We start from the raw sequence: 21,019 nt of genomic DNA, 5'->3' as shown, positions 1-21,019 counted from the left end.
GCTTCTAGCGTTTTTTGCAGCACCTGCTTGGAGATTCTGACTTCCTCTTCTTTTTTCTTGACCGTCATATCTTTCAAGACCAAAAGGACATCCTGCATGTTTTGTTCACCATTTTCATAGATGACAGCCGTGCTCATTTCCATGTCGACGTACCGCCCCTCATACGTGGGCATCGCAGAAAGAAAATAGGGAACTTCTCGTTTGGCAAGCAAATAACATCGTTCTTCTCCCTCTTCCAGCTCTCTGTTTTGGCAGTAGGAGCAGAACGGCACCCTTTCTCCTCGTTTCCAACCGGTCATTTTTTCTGCGGATGGATTCATCACCATGATTTTTCGTTCCTGATCCATGAGAATAATGCCGTCCTGCAAGTGGTCGAAGATTTGCTTCAGATAACCGTTATCCGTCGCTTTTCCTTCATCGCCAGCGCGTTCAAATAAAGTGAGACATTGATCCATCATTGGTCCTCCATACTGATCGTATTTCTCCTATGATCCCATCGTAAGAGACGTGGCGCATCTTTCAAATAGGTACCTTCCCCTATCTTATGTGACGCTACATGATGATCAAATAGATAAAAGCCGAGTAACAGCCAGGTATCATCCCCTAGCGTGTACTCGGCTTGCCACCTGAATATTCTCCTACGTGTCCAGCGACGATTCCTCTTATTGTACTTCCACAGAAGTTTTGCTTCGTTCATAGGCAAAAATAATCATCGTCACGCCTAAGATCGCGCAAATCATATACATAAAGGAATAGGAGAAATAATCCGCGACTGGCCCCATGATGACTCCTCCCAGAGAAACACCCAAATCGGCCATCGCTATGAATAACCCGATTAACACATTGCGATCCGTCTTCGGTAGAACAAAGGTTAAATACGTCGTTAATGTAGGGTAAAGGAGGGCTTGCGCAATCCCCATTAATATGGCCCCTCCATACAAATAGGCTGCCCCACCCAGGGTAGAAAAGCTTACACTTAACGCCGCTGCTGCAAGAGTGAGCATAATTCCCATCATAAAAGATGAACGCCACTTGCCGTCAGACGGGATGTTCTTTCTCAATACAAACCGCGATAATACGACGGTGCCAGCTTGAAGCATGAGGTAAATTCCTGCATTCCCATATTTGATTTGTACAGCGTACAGCGGGATAAAGGTAGTCACAGCTCCAAATATAACGGAGGCCGCCAGCATCAAGACACTGCATTTACATAAATGCGGATTTTTGACTAATTGGCTTACCGAACCAAACATCGTTGCTCCCTTTTCTGTCTGACCCTGAACGGGCTCGGCCACTTTTTTGTCCATTTTGGCACTATAGCCCACCACTCCTGTAAGGAGCGCAATGGTGATCATGGCAACAGTAAAAGAATGGCTATCCCCTGCTTGCCAGATGCCTAAAGCGAGTAGTGGACCAAGAATACCAGGCAAATAAGCACATAAGGAATACATGGAAATCCCTTGTGAGCGATCCTTGTCCGGCAGCGCATCAATAATCCCTAACTGTAAGGCCATGGAGAAAAAAGCGGTACACACCCCTTGAAGCATCCGGGCAACGATAAAGCCCTCCAATTCAGTGAACGTATATAATATAAGAGCCGCACCATTGAAAATCAGAATCGTGCGGAGCACTTTGATTGCACCATGTTTTTGGATGATATGGCCTGCCCATGGCCGAAAAAACATGGTTGTAAACAGATACGCTCCCATAACGACTCCGATGGTTGTATTGGTTGCACCCAACTCTGCACCCTTCAACGGAATAATGACATTCAGAATGGAGTTCGCACTAAAATACAAAAGAGTCAATATGTATAATCGCAAAAACGGCCAAGACAGAGCCCCTCTCATAGCTCCTTGCTCCTTCCTCTGATCCTGTTCACCCTCAATGCCAATTTCATTACGCAATAACCATTTGCAGCAATTTCTGCGTATAGACGGACTGAACATCTTTTAATTGTTCAACCGCTACGATCTCTTCGATTTCACCCTTTCGTATGATCATAACTCTGTCGCAAATATAGGCGGCAGCCTGTATATCATGGGTGATGAAGATATAGCCCATGTCGTAACGTTTTCTCAAGTTCTTCAGTAATTCAAGCACTTGCATTTGCACAGAGCCGTCCAAGGAACTGATTGCTTCATCAAATAGGATGCATGTTGGCTCCGTTGATACGGCTCTCGCTATGCATACCCTCTGAACCTCTCCCCCTGATAACTCATGCGGATATTTTTTTCGATAGGAAGGATCCAACCCCACTTGAGATAATAATGGGTCAATCTGACTTCGCGCATCTTCCCGTGCCTTTCTTTTCATTTGTAAAGGCTCCAGAATGGCCTCCTCAACCGTATAAAATGGATGGATAGAGGAAGTGTAATCTTGAAAAACAGCGCTTAGGTTCCCTGCTCTCACTTTTCGATTCTCTACTTTTTTGCCCGCAAACAGGATGGTACCTCGATCAGGCTTTTCAATCCCCAATAGCAATCGTCCTAATGTTGATTTGCCACTTCCACTTTCTCCGATGATGCCAAGACACTCTCCAGGCTTACATTCGAAGCTAATGTTTTTCAACACATGCTCTCTTTTCCTTGAGAACAATCCACCTTTTCGATATGATTTCTCCACGCATTCAACGCTCAGCAACACGAACTCCTCCCATGACTCTCGTAAAATGTTGATTCATCGCCAGCTTCGTGGAGAGCAAGTAACGGGTATAAGGATGTTGCGGTTCAGAGAAGATGGCTTGGGTTGTCCCGTTTTCAACAATTGCTCCTTCTTTCATGACGAGAACTTCATCTGCGATTAATTTGACAATCCCTAAATCGTGAGAAATGAAGATCATGGAGCAGCCCATTTGTTCACGCAATTGCAGGAACTGTTCAACGACTTCGAACTGCGAGATGGTATCAAGTGCTGTCGTGGGTTCATCCGCAATCAGAATGTCGGGCTCCAATACAATTGCGAGGGCAATCATGACTCGTTGCAGCGTTCCACCCGACAACTGGTGGGGGTACTTGTTCATCACCTCTAACGGGTCTTTCAGCATGACACTTTCCATGGCATATTTCATTTTGGTTATGATTTCGTCACGGCTCCACCCAAAATGCTCCACAAGCGTCTCCTTTAGATGAACGCCCACCACGCAAGAGGGATCAAAGGCACGCATGCCATTCTGCAAAATCATGCAAAGCTGTTTCCCCCTCTTTTTCCTCATCTCCTGTTCGGAGATCTCCATAAGATTTTCTCCTCGTAACAGAACGTCTCCCGATTGGCGAATCCCAGCTTGATTCAATCTCATGATGGCCTTGCAAGTCACCGACTTCCCACTCCCACTTTCTCCCACAATGGCCAGGCAGCTTCCCTGCTTCACATAGAATGAACTATTTGGAACAATCACTCGATCATTGCGACTGTCCCAGATTTTAAGGTTTTTCACTTCCAAAATGTTCATCATCCGGTCATGCCACCCCGTTTCCTTCGTGATTAACGACTGAGGCTCTTACTAATCCTTGCTGCTTATTTTTAGTAGTCATTAATTTGGGATCGAGAGCCACTTGAAGGGCATCAGACAAATAGTTAATGGCTGACACGACGATCACGATGGTCAAACCGGGCGCCAGCATAAATTCCGGGCGTGAAAACATGACGTCTCTCGCTTCATTCAACATCATGCCCCACTCTGCTTCCGGTGCTTGAATGCCTAAACCGAGAAAGGAAAACCCCGATATTTGCAAAATCATTGAACCGAAGGAGCTGCTTGAAATGACGGCGATGTCGGGCAATGCAACCGGAACAATGTGCTTGATCATGATTCTCATATTGCTTGCGCCGATTGCCTTTGCGAATTTTACATAATCGGATTCCGCATATTGCATGACTGACGTTCTGATGATTCGAGCAAACCACGCCCATTTCATCAATACAAAGGCGATGATTATATTTTCAAAACCGACACCCAATATTCCGATGATCGCCAGGGTCATGACATATCCAGGAAAAGAAAGGATCACATCGCAAACGCGCATCAAGAAAGCATCTGTTTTTCCACGAAAGTAACCCGCGAGAACGCCTACAATCGCCCCAATTAATACAGATAGAAGCAACGCAGCAAAGACCCAGAGCATGCTGGGACGAATAGCGTAAATGAGTCTGGATAAAATGCATCGCCCGAGGTGGTCGTTGCCCAAAAGATATTCCCATGATGCGGATGCAAATCGAAGCTCCATATGTACTTCTTCGGGATCATTTGGTGCAACGAATGGCGCAAATATCCCAGCCACTGTTGTGACCGTGATAATCGATAAGGATAGGACAGCGACCTTGTCTTTCCACACATTTTGTAATTGCTTCATCTAGAGACCATCCCTTAGTTTGGGGTTCAATGCCACATTGATGATGTCGGAAACGATGTTGAACAGAATAAAGGCGACTGCCAACACAAGGACATAGGCTTGGATAATCGGGAAATCCCTGCTTAAAATGGATTTGACGCTTAGCGTTCCGAGTCCCGGCCAAGCAAAGATGTTTTCCACTACGACTGTGCTTCCCAAAATAATGGGAATCGCCATACATAGTACAGAAATGCTCACCTGCAATGAATTTCTGAGGATGTGCATCGTGATCTTTTTCTCCGGTAAGCCGCATGCCCTTGCGTAGAGAACATAGTCTTCATTCATGTTGCTTAACATGGAACTTCTGATGATTCGAAAATAGATGCCAGCATAGCTGATGGTAATCACAGCAACGGGCAATATATAGCTTTTAAACGACTCCATTCCGCTTGTCGGAAGCAAATCCAGCTTCACGGAAAAATACCAGATCAGCAAAGCTGCGAGCCAATAGGACGGCATCGATGTCAAAAAAAACGAAACACCTCTGACTGATTTATCCACCCACTTGCCCGCTTTCAATGCGCATACCACCCCGAATACGATGGAAAGTACAACAATGGCAAATGTCGAAACCAGCGTCAGCTTTCCTGTATGGAGAAGGGCTGGTCCTAGCATAGACCACACTGGTTTACCCGTTATATAGGAATCTCCAAAATCTAGCTGCAAGCATGAGACAACCCAGTTTAGGTAGCGGGTCAGAAAGGGTTGGTCCATCCCAAGTTTCGTTCTTGTTTGCGCAAGTAACTCATCCGTTATTTTGGGTATGCCTTGCGAATGCAGCACCACTTCGGCGGGATCCAAGGGAGAGAGATGAATGAAGGCAAACGTTACAAACGAGATGATCAGGACTAAAGGAATCGATAGTAATAACCTTTTGAGGATATAACTACCCATGGCACGCTCCTTTTGTGTATTTATTCAAAGTACATCCGCTCGAATGGAAGCTCGAATTGCGTTTGCTTAAACGAGATGCCCTGCAAGTTTTTGGGAGCCAAGATCGACACTCTTCCATTCGTAATCGGAATAAATACGGCTTCCTTATGAACTATGGTCAAAATATCGGTATATAACGATTTTCTATGTTCCTCATCCGTCGTCACCATGACTTCTTCTATCTTTTTATAGAGCTCATCAGCTTGCGCGATACCTCTTGTCGTATGGTAATAGGAAGACTTGGAAGTAAAAGCAGCGATTGTACTCTGCGGATCATACGCGAGTCCCCATGTTTGATTGAAAAGCAGGTCATAGTCACCTGTAGATCTTCTGTTCGCAATCGAAGAAGACTCCTCTCCCACAATCTCCAGATGAATCCCAATCCGTTTTCCCGTATTTTGAATGAATTCAGCCTGCGTTTTTTGAGTGGACGAATTGACATCGTAATATAGCTTCATGGCTAATGGCTTTCCGTTTTTCGTTCTGATTTCACCCGCATTCCCGATACCCCAGCCCGCTTCCTCCAAAAGCTTTTTCGCTTTTTCCAAATCGTAGCCCCGCTTCTCTACTTCCACATTGGCGTAATTGACATTCGAAGAGAAAAGGGTATAAGCGGGTTGTTCAGTGCCATCAAATATTTGTTTACTGATAGTCTCTCTGTCAATCGCATGCCAAAACGCTTCGCGTACAGCGGTTTCATGTACAGGGCTCTCGGTTTTGCTACTATTGGCGACAATGATGCCTGTGTTCATTGGTTGACTGCGAATAATCTGGTATTCACCGGATTCAACCAACTGATTCATGGCTTCAACATCGAGACTATTCGCGCCTCGATCATCCGTAAATACAAAGTTGACTTCTCCCTTTTGCAGCGCCAAGAAAGTAGTTTCGCCTGCGGGAAGTACTTTGGCTGTTATTTTTTTTACCTTGGGCACGCCGCCCCAGTATTTTTCATTCGCTTCCATTACGGCATACTGATCGACTTTATGCTCAGTGAGCTTATAGGGGCCCGTTCCGTTAAAACCACTAACGCCATCTTTGGTTCCCCCGTTCACAAAATTTTTGGGCGAGATGAATACATAAGGTCTTGTCATCGACAATTCGACCAGTGTCGGATAGTACGGTTCGGATAAGACCAGTTCAACTGTATACTCATCGAGTACATTGCAATCCACGATCTTGGTGGATAGCTTGATCCAGGAGTGCTTGCTTGCATTGCTTTGCACCGCTTCTATATTCTTTTTCACTGCTTCGGCATTAAACCGTTCTCCATCATGGAACGTCACGTTTTTTCTCAAGTGAAACTTGTACACCTTTCCATCATCGGAAACTTCCCAAGATTCAGCCAACAATGGTTTGATCCCATCTTCTGTATTTTCTACTAACGATTCATACACCAACCCTTGAGCTGGCATGGAGCCGGAATAAAAATGGGGGTTCATATCGTTTATATCTTTCGAAGTGGCATACACAATCTCTTTCCCTGTATCAGTTGACGCCGTTTTTGCCGCATCACCGTTACTGCATCCAACCAGTAGTACGATTGAGAGTGTAAAAGTCCTTACTAAAAAACCCATTCTACCTGTCATACCCATTCCTCCTGAAAATACGTGCTAGCACAGTTACTTTGATCCGATGCCCTTGCCGATCTCACTGCATATCCTCTTCAAATCATCCTCAAAGCTTTGTACCACAAATGCATCCGATAAGCGTTCGCCCTTATGTGCTCGCGAGACTTCGGCAATTTTACGCTCGTACGTTTCAATGAATGTATCGATGGTAGGGCAACTGCTATCTATGAATCTCGCAATGCCCTGTATGATTTTTATGCGATAGTAATCTTCCTTTGGCATGCGTGGGATATCCCAATACCCTTCTCTATTGATAAACATTTTCCGGATGGGGACAGCAGAAAAATCGAAGTATCTTCCATCTGCATCTGGCTCCGAAAAAGGATCGATCAACAACGAGGTATACCGAATGAACAATAAATACTCTTGATGAATCGCTTCAAAATGAACGAAGTTTTCGATATCATCACGTGATAGACACTCCAGTCTCACCGGATAGTTATCATCCGTCATGAACTTCAGCAAATTGACTCCTTTCATATTGAGCTTTTCCACCACATTTGTGATCTCTTTCCATTGGGTCAGCATATCGCGAATGAGAAATTGCGTGATGGGGCCCTCTGGAAACATTTTGTATACGTACTTTTTGATTGTTTCTTCTCCAAATATCACACGAAGGGAGAAATCATTCATAAACAGTGGCGGATGCACATACAGGGATATGTTTCTCGTTTCCGCCTCAATTGGAGAGTCCATGACTTCCAAATCGATACCTACTTGCTCATATAACTCACATAATTTTTTTACATACTGGGATGGAGAGTGCGTCGAGCCCATGTAAACTTTTTTCTTAACACCTGTCGTAATCACACGATTGGAAGGCTTTTCGTGGAACCAGCGAGTATCGCCAAGGTATGTAGAAAAACTGATAATCTCCGCATTTGAATGAATACTGTTTAGATAATGGCGTAGTAAACTGTTGGAACCAAAGGTCGGAGAAACTAAAACCAAGCACTTTACTTGCTGTAAGACCTGACCATCGATTTGTTGTAAAACCTCAACATAAGCATCTGTGGTGACAGCTAATAGGAAGGTATCCCACTCCCCTGTGACAGTCCCATATCCCTGGAATACATGGTCGATTTGGCATTCGCCTTCCATCGTTTGATGCTTTTCATTTTGAATATCTACGCGAATTTGCTGGCTATTTTGCTTAAGTTCAGTAAAGAATGATTCGGAACGAACAGACTCACGCCCAACGATCCCAATGTAGCAATCCCTTTGTTTTTTAAGCAGGACAGCCATTTGAATAGAAGCAGGACCTGTTCCCAATAACAAGATTCTTTTCAAAGCACCCATAAAAACCTCCTTATAAAATCAGCATGCAGCCGATGCTTTTTTATACAAAGCGATATCAAACACATGGTCGGGACGCAAGATGGTTTCAATCAGCGTCCATTTCCGCTCATCTACCTCTCTCATAGGGTAGTTAAACAGGGACTTCATTTGATTACCGTATCGGATCGCCACGATCACTTGTTCGTTTGTCAATGGATGCAATTGTTCCAGCAGGTCATATTTATTTGCAACCGTCGAACTAAAGATGATATGGGTTGCATCCTTCGTCACATCGAGTCGTTCCACAAACTCTTGCTCCAAGCGGATAGGCAATCCACTTCCCAGCCTTTCTACAACACTCCGCCCTAGCTTGATAGCCTCCTCATCAATGTCGATTCCAACTACTTCTGCTCCCGTTCGCTTCGCAATCAACAATGGCGTCATGGGAAATGAGCCTGAGCCAACCATCAACACCTTTGAATCAGCAGTAACTTGGAAACTCCCAAATTCTTCTTCAATACATGATTCTATGTTTTGAAAGTAGTCGGTCTTATCAGCAATCCCATCAAGCAGCTTCAACGCACGATATTTCTCCATAATAGCAACGCAAATCGCCGACGATTTCCTTACATCCTCCACAAGCTGATCCAAGTGGCTTACGATTGACTGTTCTAGTTGCTCCCAGGCTTCTTTGTTTCTTTCATCTGTTATGAAGGAAGAATACTCATCGATGATCTTCTCTAACTCCGAGCTCTGATGGATGGTGCCGTCATATCGGTCGGCTAAATGGGTGAACCTTTCTAGAAATGCAGTCAAATGCTGTTGCAACTGTTCAGGTCTATTCATTCAGTTCTCCCCTTGCTAAATAAAATGTGACACCTCAAACGGTATCGTGTATCTCGATGAATGCTTTGCCTCGTGCCACAATTCCGACTGCCCCCTCAATTTTCAGGCTTGTTACCGCCTCTCTTTGCCAAATGGCCGTTACATGAATCGTGCCTCCCGGTTGCCTGATTGGAGCAGCGATATCGCCTTGCTTTTTCCAAGCCAGATAGGCTCCAAGTGAAGCAGTACCTGACCCACAGCCTCTTTCCCAGATCATGCTATCTACAGGCGGAACAAAAATCAGCGGAGCCATTTCATTCGAAGCTGGCTGATACAATAGCACCCCGATCAAATTCGCCCCTACAGTTACTCCCAGCAGCTTGGCTAAAGATTGTGCACGTTTTCTTACCGCTTTACTGAACTCGTCCACTTCAATCACGATGTGAAAGAAACCAGGATACCTCACAATCACCATGTTGATTTCGTCGCCATCATAGTTGATTGATTGCTGCTCGATCTTTTTAGGAAGGGGCATCGAAACTTGGCAGTAATATTCGTCTTCGATTCTTTTTACTCGACAAGCAACGAAATGATCTGTACCCGAAGCTTCCAATACAATGTTGGTCCACTCCTGATGCTGTAGACCATTTTCATGCGCGATGAACGTCGCTAATGCCATGCATGCATTGCCGCAAAACTCACCCCCAGCCATTTGCAGATAGGCTGCCGCTCCATCATGATTTGATTTTTCGATAAACCCCACTTGTTCAGCATGGACACTATCGTAGGACATTATTTTTGAGGCGATCAGCGTATGCTCTTCAGTTGGATGATTATTTTTCACAAGAATGGTCATATTTTGTGTGGGATTAAACTTTATAAAATCGATTTCCCGTTTCATCACAACCTACCCTCTTACCCTATTTTTGATGAACAACTACTTACTTCACCCTAAACGTAATCATTACGATTTAATTAAGAAAAAAATAAACCGTAATGATTACGATTATTAACGAGTAAATCATAACCACAATTTGGTTATCTGTCAACTGCACAATTCAAACAGGTCAGTCAGCATGCAAAAAGAATACCTTGACTTAACAAAGTAGAACGGGTAATCTTTACCCGCTACTATAAACGACAGTTCCACCGGAATTTTATACTGGAGAAAGGTTGTATTGACTTCATGGACTTATCTCACACTACTACCAAGAAACAAGCCAACAAGGAAAAGTCTTCTATCTCTTTGCTCTCTCTTACCGTGGGCTCTTTTGCCATTGGGATGACGGAATTTGTCATTATGGGGCTTTTGCCGAATGTTGCAGAGGATTTGGGGGTTAGTATCTCTTCCGCGGGTCAACTCATTACCATGTATGCGCTAGGGGTAGCCGTCGGTGCACCGATACTGACAGTCCTCACCCACCGAATTCCCCAAAAGAAGCTACTCTGTCTACTAATGGTTCTATTTATTCTCGGAAACGGAATCTCTGTTTTTGCTCCCAACTATGAGATACTGATGGGGGCACGCCTGATCACCGCTTTGACACACGGGACATTCTTTGGAGTTGGGGCTGTTGTAGCCTCCAGTCTGGTAAGTCCAGACAAACGTGCCGCAGCCGTTTCTATCATGATGGCAGGCCTGACGATCGCCAATATCATTGGTGTACCTTTGGGGACTTTCATCGGTCAGCACATGGGATGGCGAGCATCATTTGGCTCTATTGCGATCATGGGAATAATAGCACTCATCGGAATACTCGTTTTCGTCCCAAACATGCGGCAAAAAAACACGGGGAGTATCACTGGGCAAATTACCGCTCTTCTCAAGCCCAAGCTCCTTCTGTACCTTCTGATCGGAGCACTGGGCAATGCAGGTCTCTTCACCGTATTTACTTACATTGCGCCACTGCTGACGCAAATTACCGGTTTTGCTGAGTATCATGTTACGTGGATTCTTGTCCTCTTTGGCTGTGGAGTGACCATCGGCAATATCGTGGGCGGAAAGCTTGCGGATTGGAAGCTGATGCCTTCCATACTCGGACTTTACTTTACAATATGCATCATTCTCACGCTGTTTACGTTTACCCTCTATAGTCCCACAGCTGCCGTTTTGACTATTTTTCTATGGGGCGCTGCTTCTTTCGCTGTATTTCCAGGGCTGCAAGTGCGTGTGATGAACCTCGCGCAGCATGCACCAGCGCTTGCTTCTACCTCGAGTCATTCTGCCGGAAATCTAGGAAATGCAGCTGGTGCTTTCATTGGCGGATGGGTAATTACTCATCTAGATATTACCTCCCTCCCATGGGTCGGTGCTGTGCTCGTAGCATTGGGACTGATTTTGGGAATCGCTTCCTATATGGCTGAACGCAAGCTGCAACAAAGTGAAAAAGGGTACTCCATTTGAGCACCCTTTTTCTTTTGCGCTGGTTAAGCCGTTCCGTACGGTTTTGCCAGGATTCGCTCCCACATCGGAATAAACTGCTTGATCAGCGGTCCGATCGCAAGGGCCGTCACAAAGGTTCCCACCGAAACGGGCCCACCAAGCAACAAGCCTAGCACCATGACCGTGCACTCTATACCGATCCTAACTTTACCGATACCCCATCCCATTCGCTCATGTAGAGCTAACATAAAACTGTCACGAGGACCAGCTCCCAATCGCGGTGAAATATACATCCCCGTTCCGATCGTATAGATGAGCAGACCAACTACGAACAAAATCACTCGTTCTGTAATGGTCTCTCCTGTAGGAATCCAGTTCAACCACATGAATAAGTCAATAAACAGCCCGAAGAAAAACATGTTTAAAAACATACCCACGTTAGGCCGGATCTTGCCAATGATGTAGGAAGCGAGAATGATCATGGCACCCACGATCTGCGACCATATGCCGATGGTCAGTCCAAATGTCTTCTGTAATCCAATATGCAGTGTATCCCACGGTGCAACACCTAAATGAGCCTCAATCATCATGCCAATGCCAAACGCCATGATCGCCAGTCCGATCATAAACACGCTGTATCGAATTGCAAGCGGATGAAGCAGTACCTTCCTCCACATCATTTTCTCCCCCTCTAAAAAATCTGGCTTTTTCAGCACACATAGGTGGGGATTTCGTGAATGTTACCTGATTGCCAACGATTTGCGTATTCATTAGGATCACCTTCCTATTTCGAAATGGGCAACCTGATTTCCACGATGGTACCTTTGTTGATCTCACTTGAGATGGTGATGGTTCCTTGATGATCTTTCATTATTTTATTGCTGACAAGTAAACCTAAGCCTGTTCCTTTCTCTTTCGTGGTATAAAAAGGTTCGCCGAGTCTAGGTAGCAGTTCTTGGGAAATGCCACATCCATTGTCAGTAAAGCGAATCAGCACTTGGTTATCATGTAGGCAGATGGTTTCTATGCTGATTTCGCCACTCGCCGTGATCGCATCCAAGGAATTCTTCAAAATATTGATAAAGACTTGTTTTACTTGATTTTCTTCTCCTTTGATCGCTATCGGTATATCGCTAAATATTGTGTTAATCGAAATGTTGTTGAGATTCGCTTCTGATTCGAGAAACTTTACCACACTTTCAATGAGCGGGTGTAAAAGAATCCGCTTCACATGGAGCGTTTGCGGTTTGGCCAATACAAGCAGCTCACTCACGATAAAGTTAATGCGATCTAGCTCGGACAACATAATGTCTGTAAAAATGGCGCCCTCCGATAGCGTTGGCCGCAAATACTGGATAAAGCCTTTCAATGAAGTAAGCGGATTCCTTATTTCGTGAGCGATACTTGCAGCCAATTCACCGATTACGGACAGCTTCTCTGTTCTGCGGAGAAGTTCTTCGTTCTGCTTCCTCTCCGTTAAGTCACGTGTCACGTTAATGAAGTACTGATTTCCGCCATCCGAGCTAAAAAACGGCATTCCTCTTGATTCAAGGTAGATCCATTTCTCGTTTTCTAGTTTGTATCGATACTCACATGTAATGGGGATATTGTATTGAATCATAGAAACAAATTGCTCACAGACGAGTGATGCGTCTTCCGGATGTATGTTTTCAAAGATTATTTGGCTCGTACCTAACTTCTTCTCATGTGAAGGTGAGCTATACGATACGTGACCGTACTTATCAATGACGGAAATGAAGTCTGCCGTGTGCTCGGCGATGAATCTATACTGTTCCTCGCTCTTGCGCAAAGCTTCTTCGGAGTGTTTTCGCTCGGTGATATTGCGAGAAACGAATAGGAAGCTTTCAACCTCATTGTTCTCAGACATGATGGGGACACAACGCGACTCCCAATTCACCCATGATCCATTTTTGTGTCGTAACCTGATCTCCATTTGAACACTTTGGGGATACGTGGAGATTAAGGAACGCATATCTTTCACGATAGTGACATCATCGGGGTGAATGTGATCAAAACTACTCGTTTGTAAAAATTCATCCGGTGTGTATCCCAAGTGGTGCTCGATAGAAGGAGATACAAAAAGATTATTCATGTGTACATCATACTGACAAATAACATCGCTCGTATGTTCTACAAGGATACGGTACTTTGCCTCGCTTTTCACGAGTGCTTCTTCCGCCATTTTGCGGTCCGTTATATCTCTGGCGATGACTGAAGTGCCTATGATCGTTCCTTCTGTATCCTTTAACGGAGAAGCTGTTAAACTAACCTGAACGATCTGACCATTTTTACGGTGACGCACGGTCTCATAGCCCGTTATATTTTTTCCTTCAAATTTAATCTCGTGGAAAATGTCCTTTGTCTCGTTAATGAGATCTTCAGGTACTAGACAGTACGGATCATTCAGGAGGTCTTGATGTGTCCAACCATAAATTTTTTCAAAAGCACTATTCAAAAAAAGTATATTACCCTGCATGTCCCTAATTGAAATCGCGTCCGTAGTCGTTTCAAAAAGTGACTGAAGCAGCTCTTTCATGTTGAACTGTTCTTGTCTAAGGTCGATTCGCTCAGCTTCTTTATCCATAGGTTTATACCTTCCTCAAACAAAGATTGTGAATAATGTTAATATTCTATACCCGTTAAAAATATCCTTGAGAAAATATCTATCCCACTAAAAAATACCGCCCCTTAAAAAGGAGCGGCATATTTTGGCACCAATGCCTATCGACTCGATTCTTGCGTGCTTTGCTCAGAAGCCATGGCACTGGCTTTCGTCTCATGAACGGTACCAAATGGATGATGAGGTGGTGCGTAGATGGAATATACTTTTAGCGGCGTATTACCCGTATTGATGATATTGTGCCACGTGCCCGCAGGGACCATGATGGCATCGTTATCATTGACTCTCTGTTCAAAATCTAAATGATCTTTGCGATCCCCCATCCGAACAAGTCCTTGACCTTCTTCCACTCGGATGAATTGATCCGTATTCGGATGATTTTCTAAACCGATGTCGTCTCCAACATTTATGCTCATCAGCGTCACCTGCAAGTGATTCCCTGTCCATAATGCTGTACGGAACGTATTGTTTTGCTTTGTGGCTTGCTCAATGTTCACGACAAATGGCTTTGGTCCATAATCTCTCAATTCGATGGTATTCTGATACCGATTCCAGTATCGATTCCCATTCGCATGACTCCAATTGTAATAATGAGGGCTCCAACCATAGTGAAAATGGTTGTTATTCCATCCGGCAAGCACGGGATCATACCATTGATAGTGATGGTAATAGTTGTTGTACATCGCGATCTCCTCTCCAGTGTAAAGGATTTACCCTTTAGCCTATGTGGCTACCTGATGACAGGTAACTATTCTGAAGAGCAATTTCAGATCAATAACAGCACCCGGATGGATCGAATTCGTTCGAGCAAATGTGATGATTTCCGTGCCTCCGGTGTAATACATCAGATTTTTCTTGCGTTTATGCAGCAACTGAAACCATTCCACAGCTTTCTGAATGGAGGCGGGTTGGTAGTAGTCAAAGTCAAATGGAGTCATGAATCGTCCTTCAGATCATTTCGGGCGTGAGAGGCAACTGATTCAACGCTACTCCAGCGGCGTTTCTCAGGCTATTCGCCAATGCTGCGGGCATGCCAATAAACAAGAAATTCCGGTTGAATCGCGGCTTTTCCGCCAAAATTACTTTATGAAGGGGCATATGAAATGCTTGGCTGATTGCTCTTCGGATGACAGAAGGCGATTGTGAAGCGGAATAGATGATCACTTTGCTGTCGGGCATAATCTGTGCCGTACTGCATCTCTTTTCCATTGCAGCGTGATCCGACTGTGGTAGAGTGACCTCGACCTCTATGGTATGGTGGCAATTTCTCCAACCTTCCGCCATATCTCCCTTGCGGATTTTGGTCCTGTTCGCAATGTTGGTTCCCGGCTCAGGGTAAACCTCTTCGTGGCGTCTGTACTCGGCAAGACAATCGTGAACAAGTGGAGCATTTTTCTGAAATGCCTCCCGAGGGAAAAGAACCGTCGGCAAAAGTTCATAGTCCACTTTGATTCGGTAAGTCGCCATCTCTGCAATATATTCCTGTTCCTCTACTACGAGGGCAACGGGCTCGCCATAATATCTTACTTTGTCTATTGCGATTGGAGGACGGTCTTCCAGTGGTGACCCAGTCAGTATCGGGTAATATCGTCCGGTTATGATCGCTTTTACACCTAGTATTTTCATCGCTTCGGTCAAATCGATCGATTTTATGGTAGCGGAGCATGCGGACTGATAGCAACTTTGGCATTTAGGAGACCTGGTGCAGGACGATCATTGGTATATATATACAACACTTGTTGTCCGTATTAATGAAATGGCTCTAGCTATGATTGGTTTCCTGTCAGCCTTTCGCGCGTATCAATTTCTATGCCGGATAATCGTTTGGTAAAGGTCGCTCGCCAATTTGAGGACAGCTCCTCTACTTCCAACAGCTTTTTCATGCCATCGATATTCTCTTTTTCTTGATGCATGATTCGGTTTGCATAAGAGACTGTTATCTCTTTTGGATGAGAAGAAAGTCTTGTCAATCCATCCATATGAGATACAAGCCCTTCTTTTAGCACCCGAAAATAAAAGCCAGTATAGCCGGTCTCTTGGACCTTAACCAACATTTCAGGCACACCGTAACGAACAGATAATTTATAACAAGGCTGTCTCGGTTGACTGACCTGTACGATCGCTTCCCCTAGCTGAAAGGTATCACCGATGCATACGTCCGTCTCAACTAATCCCCGAATCGTCAGATTTTCTCCGAATGCACCGATTGCCAGCTTTCTCTGTAATTCAGCTTCCCAGAATGGGTAGTGCTCATAAGGATAGACGCATACCGCCTTCTCCTTGCCCCCATGGTGGACCAGATCTGCCTGTCCATCTCCCTCGAAATTCAAAAAGGATAGATACAGAGATTTTGTTGCTGGGGTTTTGTAAATACCGGTAGAAACCTCTTTGTTTTGATACTGTACTTGTTTGGGCTTACCTACATTCAGTGAAATCATTTCGATATTCACAAGCGATCACCTCATTCTTTTATGGAAATGCGCATTGCGCACTACTTTCATACAAATTCATAATGGTTTGTTCTATAATGATAGGAAAAACCTATTGTTCGATCATAAATCGTCGGAGGGATAGTCCTTGGAGCTCAAGCAATTAGAATACTTTATGGCACTGTGCCAGGAGTTGAATTTTACTCGCGCAGCCGAGAAATTGGGCATTGCGCAGCCCTCACTCAGTCAGCAAATCCGTCTGCTTGAGCATGAAATCGGCATGCCTTTGTTTGATCGCGTCGGCAAACGAACGGTTATGACGGAAGCAGGCAGAACATTGCTTCACCATAGCTACAATGTGTTTCATGAGTTGTCACAGGCACGTGCAGCGATTAGTGAGCTGCAAGGCTTAAGCAGAGGCTCCTTAAAAATTGGCGTACTACTGACAGTTGTCAATTATTTGCTCCCGCCCACTGTAATCGAGTTTCACCAGCGTTATCCGAAGGTTGAATTGTCTATTTTCGGGCTGAGAACCGGTGATATTTATGAAGGACTTCTAAAAAACGAACTTGATCTCGGCATTGTTTTTTTGCCTATGGAGCATGACGATCTGGAAACCATTCCACTCTATACGGAAAATCTGGCATTAGGAGTACCTGTGGATCATCCGATCGCAAAGGAACCATTTGTTTCTCTTGCGATTTTAAAAGACCTCCCCTCTATTTTATTGCCGAACACGTACTTTTTGCGTCAATTAATTGATGAAAAGTGTCAGGAGCTGGGCTTCTCGGCACAGCCTGTTTTGGAGATGACCACAATGGAATCGATTACGAATATGGTCGGGCAAGGTGTCGGTGTCACGGTCCTTTCGAAAGGCTACCTCGACTATATCGATGATAAACGGATTCGCACGATTCCGATCCAACAGCCTACTATCACGGCGCAAATCGGTATCGTTTACCGGAAAAACAAGTATTTGTGTGCAGCAAGCCGAGTCTTTATGGAACAGTTACTTGCCACGGTAAAACACGATGATGTTCGCTGATGCGGGAGTCAAGATCAGTTTATGACGAGGTAAATCCTTGTTCAATAGCATCGTTGTTATCATTTCGATAGGTATTGCCTATCATTATTTAGTCATTCTCAGAGGAAATATGCTCGGGGCATTCTTTCAAGGATGCTTCATGCGTAAGGTACTTTTCAATGAACGCGCAATAATGGGGTGTATGGGAATCACCTGTATTCGGGCGAAAATGCATGCAGCCTAGACAGGGCTCCGCTACAACGAGATAACCACGTCTCTGCATCGCTGTTATCACGGAACCGAGCCCGATCTCGAAATCTTCCAGTATCTCATCTGGAATCGAATGAAGGGCTTCTTCCAGTGTATACCCCCATTTTTCAAGGTTTGATGCAGCTTCTTTTCCCTTTTTAGTCAGTTGAAGCAGGGTCACTCGTCGATCCTCTTTTTTAGGTACTTTCGTCATGTGTCCTTTCGTCACGAGTCCATTGATGATCTTAACAGCTGTCACATGTGTCGTTCCGATTGCCTTGGCAAAGTTACCAATGGAAGCCACGTCGCTTCTCGTATAGAAAGTGAACAGTAACGCCTGAATTTGTACGGGTGACAATCCCTGTACATCACTCTCTGCCTGCGTCACCTTTTTTATCGCCTGGGACATTCGAAATAGAGCCATCATGATACGGGCTGAGCGATTTTCCTTACGTTGTTGGGGATCAAACATCATGAGCGTATCTTACCTTCCCTGTTCCATTCTTCTATCCATTGTAAATGGAAACATGATCGTGTAAAAGCGTAGGAAAAAGGAGGCGCCCCAAAAGCACCTCCTTTTCTCATTTAGCCGTTTTTCACATCTTCCAGGCTTGCCCCAAAGTTAATGTGGTAGACGTTTCCGTCAATCACGAGAGCAGGTACTGATTGAATACCAGCCTTCTCTGCTTCTTCAAGGCGGTTCCGCTCCGTACCAAGGTGGACAATTTCAACATCGAGCTTTGTTTGATCCAGGTAATCAAGGACGACTTGCTCCGCATCTACACATACTGGGCAACCTGCATGATAAAAAATGGCTTTTAGCATTTGGAATCAGCTCCTAATGATTTTATGTAGCATTGCTACGTATTTGATTATAGGAGCGACCAGCTTTCGGAACAATTACAAATTCCCTATGATTATCATAGGGAATGACAATGAATGAGACCTTCCAAAACAGGAAGAGCTACATTTGTAAAAGAAAGCAATTCAAGGACTTTGTGCTGATCCCAATTATCTGTAAGTCCGATAGGTGGAACTAATAAATCAAAAGAACGACTCTGCGAAGGCTCTGGAATGCACGCCCGCTCTGACCTGTTTCTTGGAAACACTCACCGCACAGAGCCCATCGTTAATCATTCGTGACGTCAATCCATTCCCGCTTTTTTCAACAAAACATGCACAACCAAGCCCCTTTCCAAGGATGGAGCAATAGAGATGCTTCCTTCGTGATCTGCGACAATCGCCTGGGCGATGGCCAGACCGATCCCGCTTCCTCCCCTTTTTCGTGTACGGGATTTGTCCACACGATAAAATCGCTTAAAAAGGTGGGGAATCTCCTTGGCATGAATACCGATCCCTGTATCCTCTACCACAATGTGCACGGCCTTTTCATCCCCATATGCTCGTACCTTCACTTGTCCTTCATCTGTGTATTTCCGTGCATTGTCCAAAAGGATGTCCAATAATTGTCGAATCCGCTCACGATCCATCAAAAGGACAAGAGCTTCTTCCCATTCAAAAAGCAGCTTGATTTGTGGAGGGAAAATGGGTACCCACGCTTGCTTTACTTCAAGTAGCAGTGGGGTTAATGGCTGAACGACTTTCGTTGAGCCTGGTTGTGACGTATGCTGCAATTTAGCGAGCGATAGCAGGTCATCAATGAGTTTGAAAAGTCGTTTACACTCCTGCTGAACAGCAGCGAGTGCTTCATCTCTTACTTCAGGCTTGTGCTGCCCCCATCTTTGCAGAAGACTTACATACCCTTCAATAATCGAGAGTGGTGTACGCAACTCGTGTGATGCATCTGTGACGAATCGCTGCTGATAGACCATTGCTTCTTCCATACGGTCTAGCAACAGATTAAAGGCATGGATCAGCTCGTAGATTTCATTCTCTACGTGATGATGGTGAATTCGTTGGGAGAGACGTTGAGGGAAAATGGAATGGATTTGCTGGATAAGATGATCGAGAGGCTTAAGTCCCCAGTTACTCAACCAATAGCCCCCAATCGCGGAAAGTAACAAGGTAAAAAAGGAAGAGAGAAAAAGAATCGTGAGCAAGATGGAAAAATACCATTCAAGCGCCTCTGTCGTCGTAGAAATCTGCACAAACAAAAGCTCGGATGTGAACGGTAGCTGTACCGGCTCTTTAGCCACCAAGGTTCTTTCATAATAGTCTTCCGGCTCTTTTGTCCAATTGGCTCCCTGTATCGAAGCGATTTCCTTGCCGTTTTGGTCGCTAATGTTTATGGATTGATTGACGTCAGCGTAATTGGTTAACAAACGAGTCAAATAGTTAATTGTCAGCGATGCTTCCTCGGTGATTTCCGTTTTCAAATCGGCTGCGATGGCCGTTGCTTTCTGATTGAGCAATTTTTGCTCATGTTGATGGACGAGATTAGAGGTGCTGAAAAAAATAAAAATGGACAAAAAGAGAAGCAGGACCAGCATGCCAGAGCTAAAAAACAGCGTGAGTCTCCATTTGAGTGAGTGTCTGCGATGTGTAAGCACTGCGTTCTCCTTTTAATCTCGTAGTGTATATCCAATTCCTCGCACGGTATGAATCAGTTTGACGGATGGATCACTTTCAATTTTGTTCCGTAAATACCGGATATACACATCCACGATGTTGGTATTCCCCATAAAGTCAAAACCCCAAACGGCTGTGAGAATTTGCTCTCGCGAGACCGCTTGCTCCTTGTTTTGAACCAGATAAAAAAGCAAATCAAATTCGCGTGGTGTTAACATGATTTCCTCTTCATCGAGGAACACGCGCCGCGCGTTTGGCTGGATACGCAATCGGCCAACCACTATCTCTTGATTCGCTTTTGATTCCCGCTGACGCAATAAGGCCCGAATCCGGGCAAATAACTCCTCGATGGCAAACGGCTTCGCCAGATAGTCATTGGCTCCACTGTCTAATCCCGTCACGATATCCGGAACCTCTCCACGAGCCGTGATCATAACAATGGGGACATCTTTGGTTTCCCTAATTCGTCGGCATAATTCTATCCCCGATAATTCGGGCAGCATGACATCCAGCAGGATGAGGTCGTACTCAACCGTTAGTGCCTTTTCTAATCCGGAAAGCCCGTCGTATTCAATATCCGTCGAAAATCCTTCATTCTCTAACTCCAACTGTAAGTATCTTGCCAAGTTATGCTCATCTTCCACGAGTAGCAAATAGCCTTTTCCATCTGGCGTAGGCATGTATATCATCTCCGTTTGAATATCTT

General features: G+C 44.8%; 22 protein-coding genes. 2 read left to right on the top strand and 20 right to left on the bottom strand.

Features of this window, described 5'->3' with window-relative positions:
• From HP568_RS21385 to HP568_RS21340, 10 genes are all read right to left on the bottom strand, one after another.
• Positions 1–455: PAS domain S-box protein (locus HP568_RS21385; RefSeq protein ID WP_173630172.1), on the bottom strand; the 455-nt coding region annotated here is incomplete at its 3' end.
• Positions 456–662: 207 nt separating this feature from the next.
• On the bottom strand, positions 663–1,850 hold the full coding sequence (cntE, locus tag HP568_RS21380; RefSeq protein WP_173630171.1) for a staphylopine family metallophore export MFS transporter CntE: 1,188 nt from the start codon (positions 1,848–1,850) through the stop codon (positions 663–665).
• A gap of 49 nt (positions 1,851–1,899) precedes the next feature.
• On the bottom strand, positions 1,900–2,643 hold the full coding sequence (locus HP568_RS21375; RefSeq protein ID WP_173630170.1) for an ABC transporter ATP-binding protein: 744 nt from the start codon (positions 2,641–2,643) through the stop codon (positions 1,900–1,902).
• On the bottom strand, positions 2,630–3,451 hold the full coding sequence (gene cntD / locus HP568_RS21370) for a staphylopine uptake ABC transporter ATP-binding protein CntD (protein ID WP_173630177.1): 822 nt from the start codon (positions 3,449–3,451) through the stop codon (positions 2,630–2,632). Before cntD ends, HP568_RS21375 begins: the two co-directional genes overlap by 14 nt.
• Before the next feature lie 7 nt (positions 3,452–3,458).
• Positions 3,459–4,352, bottom strand: coding sequence for a staphylopine uptake ABC transporter permease subunit CntC (cntC, locus tag HP568_RS21365; RefSeq protein WP_173630169.1), 894 nt, complete (start codon positions 4,350–4,352; stop codon positions 3,459–3,461).
• Complete coding sequence (opp1B, locus tag HP568_RS21360; protein WP_173630168.1) at positions 4,353–5,285, bottom strand: nickel/cobalt ABC transporter permease; 933 nt, start codon at positions 5,283–5,285, stop codon at positions 4,353–4,355.
• Between the two features lie 20 nt (positions 5,286–5,305).
• Positions 5,306–6,913: a staphylopine-dependent metal ABC transporter substrate-binding lipoprotein gene (gene cntA, locus HP568_RS21355; RefSeq protein ID WP_173630167.1), complete on the bottom strand. Its 1,608-nt coding sequence runs from the start codon at positions 6,911–6,913 to the stop codon at positions 5,306–5,308.
• A gap of 33 nt (positions 6,914–6,946) precedes the next feature.
• Positions 6,947–8,254 carry an opine metallophore biosynthesis dehydrogenase gene (locus HP568_RS21350; protein ID WP_173630166.1) on the bottom strand — a complete coding sequence of 436 codons (1,308 nt, stop codon included), beginning with the start codon at positions 8,252–8,254 and terminating at the stop codon, positions 6,947–6,949.
• Between the two features lie 18 nt (positions 8,255–8,272).
• Entirely contained in the window at positions 8,273–9,079 is an 807-nt protein-coding gene (locus tag HP568_RS21345; RefSeq protein ID WP_173630165.1) for a class I SAM-dependent methyltransferase, read from the bottom strand.
• Positions 9,080–9,113: 34 nt separating this feature from the next.
• Positions 9,114–9,959 (bottom strand): histidine racemase CntK family protein, encoded by an 846-nt coding sequence (locus tag HP568_RS21340; protein WP_173630176.1) that lies wholly within the window; start codon positions 9,957–9,959, stop codon positions 9,114–9,116.
• Positions 9,960–10,244: 285 nt separating this feature from the next.
• On the opposite strand from HP568_RS21340, the gene HP568_RS21335 reads away from it, so the two are divergent.
• Positions 10,245–11,462: an MFS transporter gene (locus HP568_RS21335; protein ID WP_048032966.1), complete on the top strand. Its 1,218-nt coding sequence runs from the start codon at positions 10,245–10,247 to the stop codon at positions 11,460–11,462.
• Between the two features lie 23 nt (positions 11,463–11,485).
• On the opposite strand, the gene HP568_RS21330 is transcribed toward HP568_RS21335, so the two are convergent.
• The 6 genes from HP568_RS21330 to HP568_RS21305 all read right to left on the bottom strand — a co-directional run bounded on the left by HP568_RS21330 (position 11,486) and on the right by HP568_RS21305 (position 16,532).
• Complete coding sequence (locus tag HP568_RS21330; protein WP_048032965.1) at positions 11,486–12,118, bottom strand: YczE/YyaS/YitT family protein; 633 nt, start codon at positions 12,116–12,118, stop codon at positions 11,486–11,488.
• Positions 12,119–12,225: 107 nt separating this feature from the next.
• Positions 12,226–14,046 (bottom strand): PAS domain S-box protein, encoded by a 1,821-nt coding sequence (locus HP568_RS21325; RefSeq protein WP_173630164.1) that lies wholly within the window; start codon positions 14,044–14,046, stop codon positions 12,226–12,228.
• Between the two features lie 137 nt (positions 14,047–14,183).
• The gene (locus HP568_RS21320) at positions 14,184–14,765 is read right to left on the bottom strand and encodes a cupin domain-containing protein (RefSeq protein ID WP_173630163.1); all 582 of its coding nucleotides are present in this window, start codon (positions 14,763–14,765) and stop codon (positions 14,184–14,186) included.
• 39 nt (positions 14,766–14,804) lie between these two features.
• Positions 14,805–15,020 (bottom strand): FAD binding domain-containing protein, encoded by a 216-nt coding sequence (locus tag HP568_RS21315; protein WP_048032962.1) that lies wholly within the window; start codon positions 15,018–15,020, stop codon positions 14,805–14,807.
• Between the two features lie 10 nt (positions 15,021–15,030).
• Positions 15,031–15,708, bottom strand: coding sequence for a molybdopterin cofactor-binding domain-containing protein (locus tag HP568_RS21310; RefSeq protein WP_254551395.1), 678 nt, complete (start codon positions 15,706–15,708; stop codon positions 15,031–15,033).
• A 140-nt stretch (positions 15,709–15,848) separates the two neighbouring features.
• Positions 15,849–16,532 (bottom strand): MOSC domain-containing protein, encoded by a 684-nt coding sequence (locus HP568_RS21305; RefSeq protein ID WP_173630162.1) that lies wholly within the window; start codon positions 16,530–16,532, stop codon positions 15,849–15,851.
• Positions 16,533–16,659: 127 nt separating this feature from the next.
• On the opposite strand from HP568_RS21305, the gene HP568_RS21300 reads away from it, so the two are divergent.
• Positions 16,660–17,556: a LysR family transcriptional regulator gene (locus HP568_RS21300; RefSeq protein WP_048032959.1), complete on the top strand. Its 897-nt coding sequence runs from the start codon at positions 16,660–16,662 to the stop codon at positions 17,554–17,556.
• Between the two features lie 88 nt (positions 17,557–17,644).
• On the opposite strand, the gene HP568_RS21295 is transcribed toward HP568_RS21300, so the two are convergent.
• The 4 genes from HP568_RS21295 to HP568_RS21280 form a co-directional block, all read right to left on the bottom strand.
• The gene (locus HP568_RS21295) at positions 17,645–18,256 is read right to left on the bottom strand and encodes a MarR family winged helix-turn-helix transcriptional regulator (protein WP_254551393.1); all 612 of its coding nucleotides are present in this window, start codon (positions 18,254–18,256) and stop codon (positions 17,645–17,647) included.
• Between the two features lie 113 nt (positions 18,257–18,369).
• Positions 18,370–18,609 (bottom strand): thioredoxin family protein, encoded by a 240-nt coding sequence (locus HP568_RS21290; RefSeq protein WP_173630160.1) that lies wholly within the window; start codon positions 18,607–18,609, stop codon positions 18,370–18,372.
• A 320-nt stretch (positions 18,610–18,929) separates the two neighbouring features.
• Positions 18,930–20,294: a sensor histidine kinase gene (locus HP568_RS21285; RefSeq protein WP_173630159.1), complete on the bottom strand. Its 1,365-nt coding sequence runs from the start codon at positions 20,292–20,294 to the stop codon at positions 18,930–18,932.
• A gap of 12 nt (positions 20,295–20,306) precedes the next feature.
• A complete protein-coding gene (locus tag HP568_RS21280; RefSeq protein ID WP_048032955.1) occupies positions 20,307–20,993 on the bottom strand; it encodes a response regulator transcription factor in 687 nt (228 codons plus the stop codon).
• Positions 20,994–21,019: the final 26 nt, after the last annotated feature.

Source organism: Brevibacillus sp. MS2.2 (assembly GCF_013284345.1).
GTDB classification, from domain to species: domain Bacteria; phylum Bacillota; class Bacilli; order Brevibacillales; family Brevibacillaceae; genus Brevibacillus; species Brevibacillus brevis_C.
Note: the sequence above shows the minus strand (reverse complement) of the source record. Positions and strands in the feature narration are given on the sequence as shown.

Coding starts and splice junctions, on each gene's coding strand:
- opp1B (WP_173630168.1), bottom strand. CDS start 5,285: ATGGGTAGTTATATCCTCAAAAGGTTATTACTATCGATTCCTTTAGTC.
- HP568_RS21345 (WP_173630165.1), bottom strand. CDS start 9,079: ATGAATAGACCTGAACAGTTGCAACAGCATTTGACTGCATTTCTAGAA.
- cntE (WP_173630171.1), bottom strand. CDS start 1,850: ATGAGAGGGGCTCTGTCTTGGCCGTTTTTGCGATTATACATATTGACT.
- cntA (WP_173630167.1), bottom strand. CDS start 6,913: ATGACAGGTAGAATGGGTTTTTTAGTAAGGACTTTTACACTCTCAATC.
- HP568_RS21325 (WP_173630164.1), bottom strand. CDS start 14,046: ATGGATAAAGAAGCTGAGCGAATCGACCTTAGACAAGAACAGTTCAAC.
- HP568_RS21320 (WP_173630163.1), bottom strand. CDS start 14,765: ATGTACAACAACTATTACCATCACTATCAATGGTATGATCCCGTGCTT.
- cntC (WP_173630169.1), bottom strand. CDS start 4,352: ATGAAGCAATTACAAAATGTGTGGAAAGACAAGGTCGCTGTCCTATCC.
- HP568_RS21330 (WP_048032965.1), bottom strand. CDS start 12,118: ATGTGGAGGAAGGTACTGCTTCATCCGCTTGCAATTCGATACAGCGTG.
- HP568_RS21335 (WP_048032966.1), top strand. CDS start 10,245: ATGGACTTATCTCACACTACTACCAAGAAACAAGCCAACAAGGAAAAG.
- HP568_RS21315 (WP_048032962.1), bottom strand. CDS start 15,020: ATGACTCCATTTGACTTTGACTACTACCAACCCGCCTCCATTCAGAAA.
- HP568_RS21350 (WP_173630166.1), bottom strand. CDS start 8,254: ATGGGTGCTTTGAAAAGAATCTTGTTATTGGGAACAGGTCCTGCTTCT.
- HP568_RS21290 (WP_173630160.1), bottom strand. CDS start 18,609: ATGCTAAAAGCCATTTTTTATCATGCAGGTTGCCCAGTATGTGTAGAT.
- HP568_RS21310 (WP_254551395.1), bottom strand. CDS start 15,708: ATGAAAATACTAGGTGTAAAAGCGATCATAACCGGACGATATTACCCG.
- HP568_RS21280 (WP_048032955.1), bottom strand. CDS start 20,993: ATGCCTACGCCAGATGGAAAAGGCTATTTGCTACTCGTGGAAGATGAG.
- cntD (WP_173630177.1), bottom strand. CDS start 3,451: ATGAACATTTTGGAAGTGAAAAACCTTAAAATCTGGGACAGTCGCAAT.
- HP568_RS21295 (WP_254551393.1), bottom strand. CDS start 18,256: ATGTTTGATCCCCAACAACGTAAGGAAAATCGCTCAGCCCGTATCATG.
- HP568_RS21340 (WP_173630176.1), bottom strand. CDS start 9,959: ATGAAACGGGAAATCGATTTTATAAAGTTTAATCCCACACAAAATATG.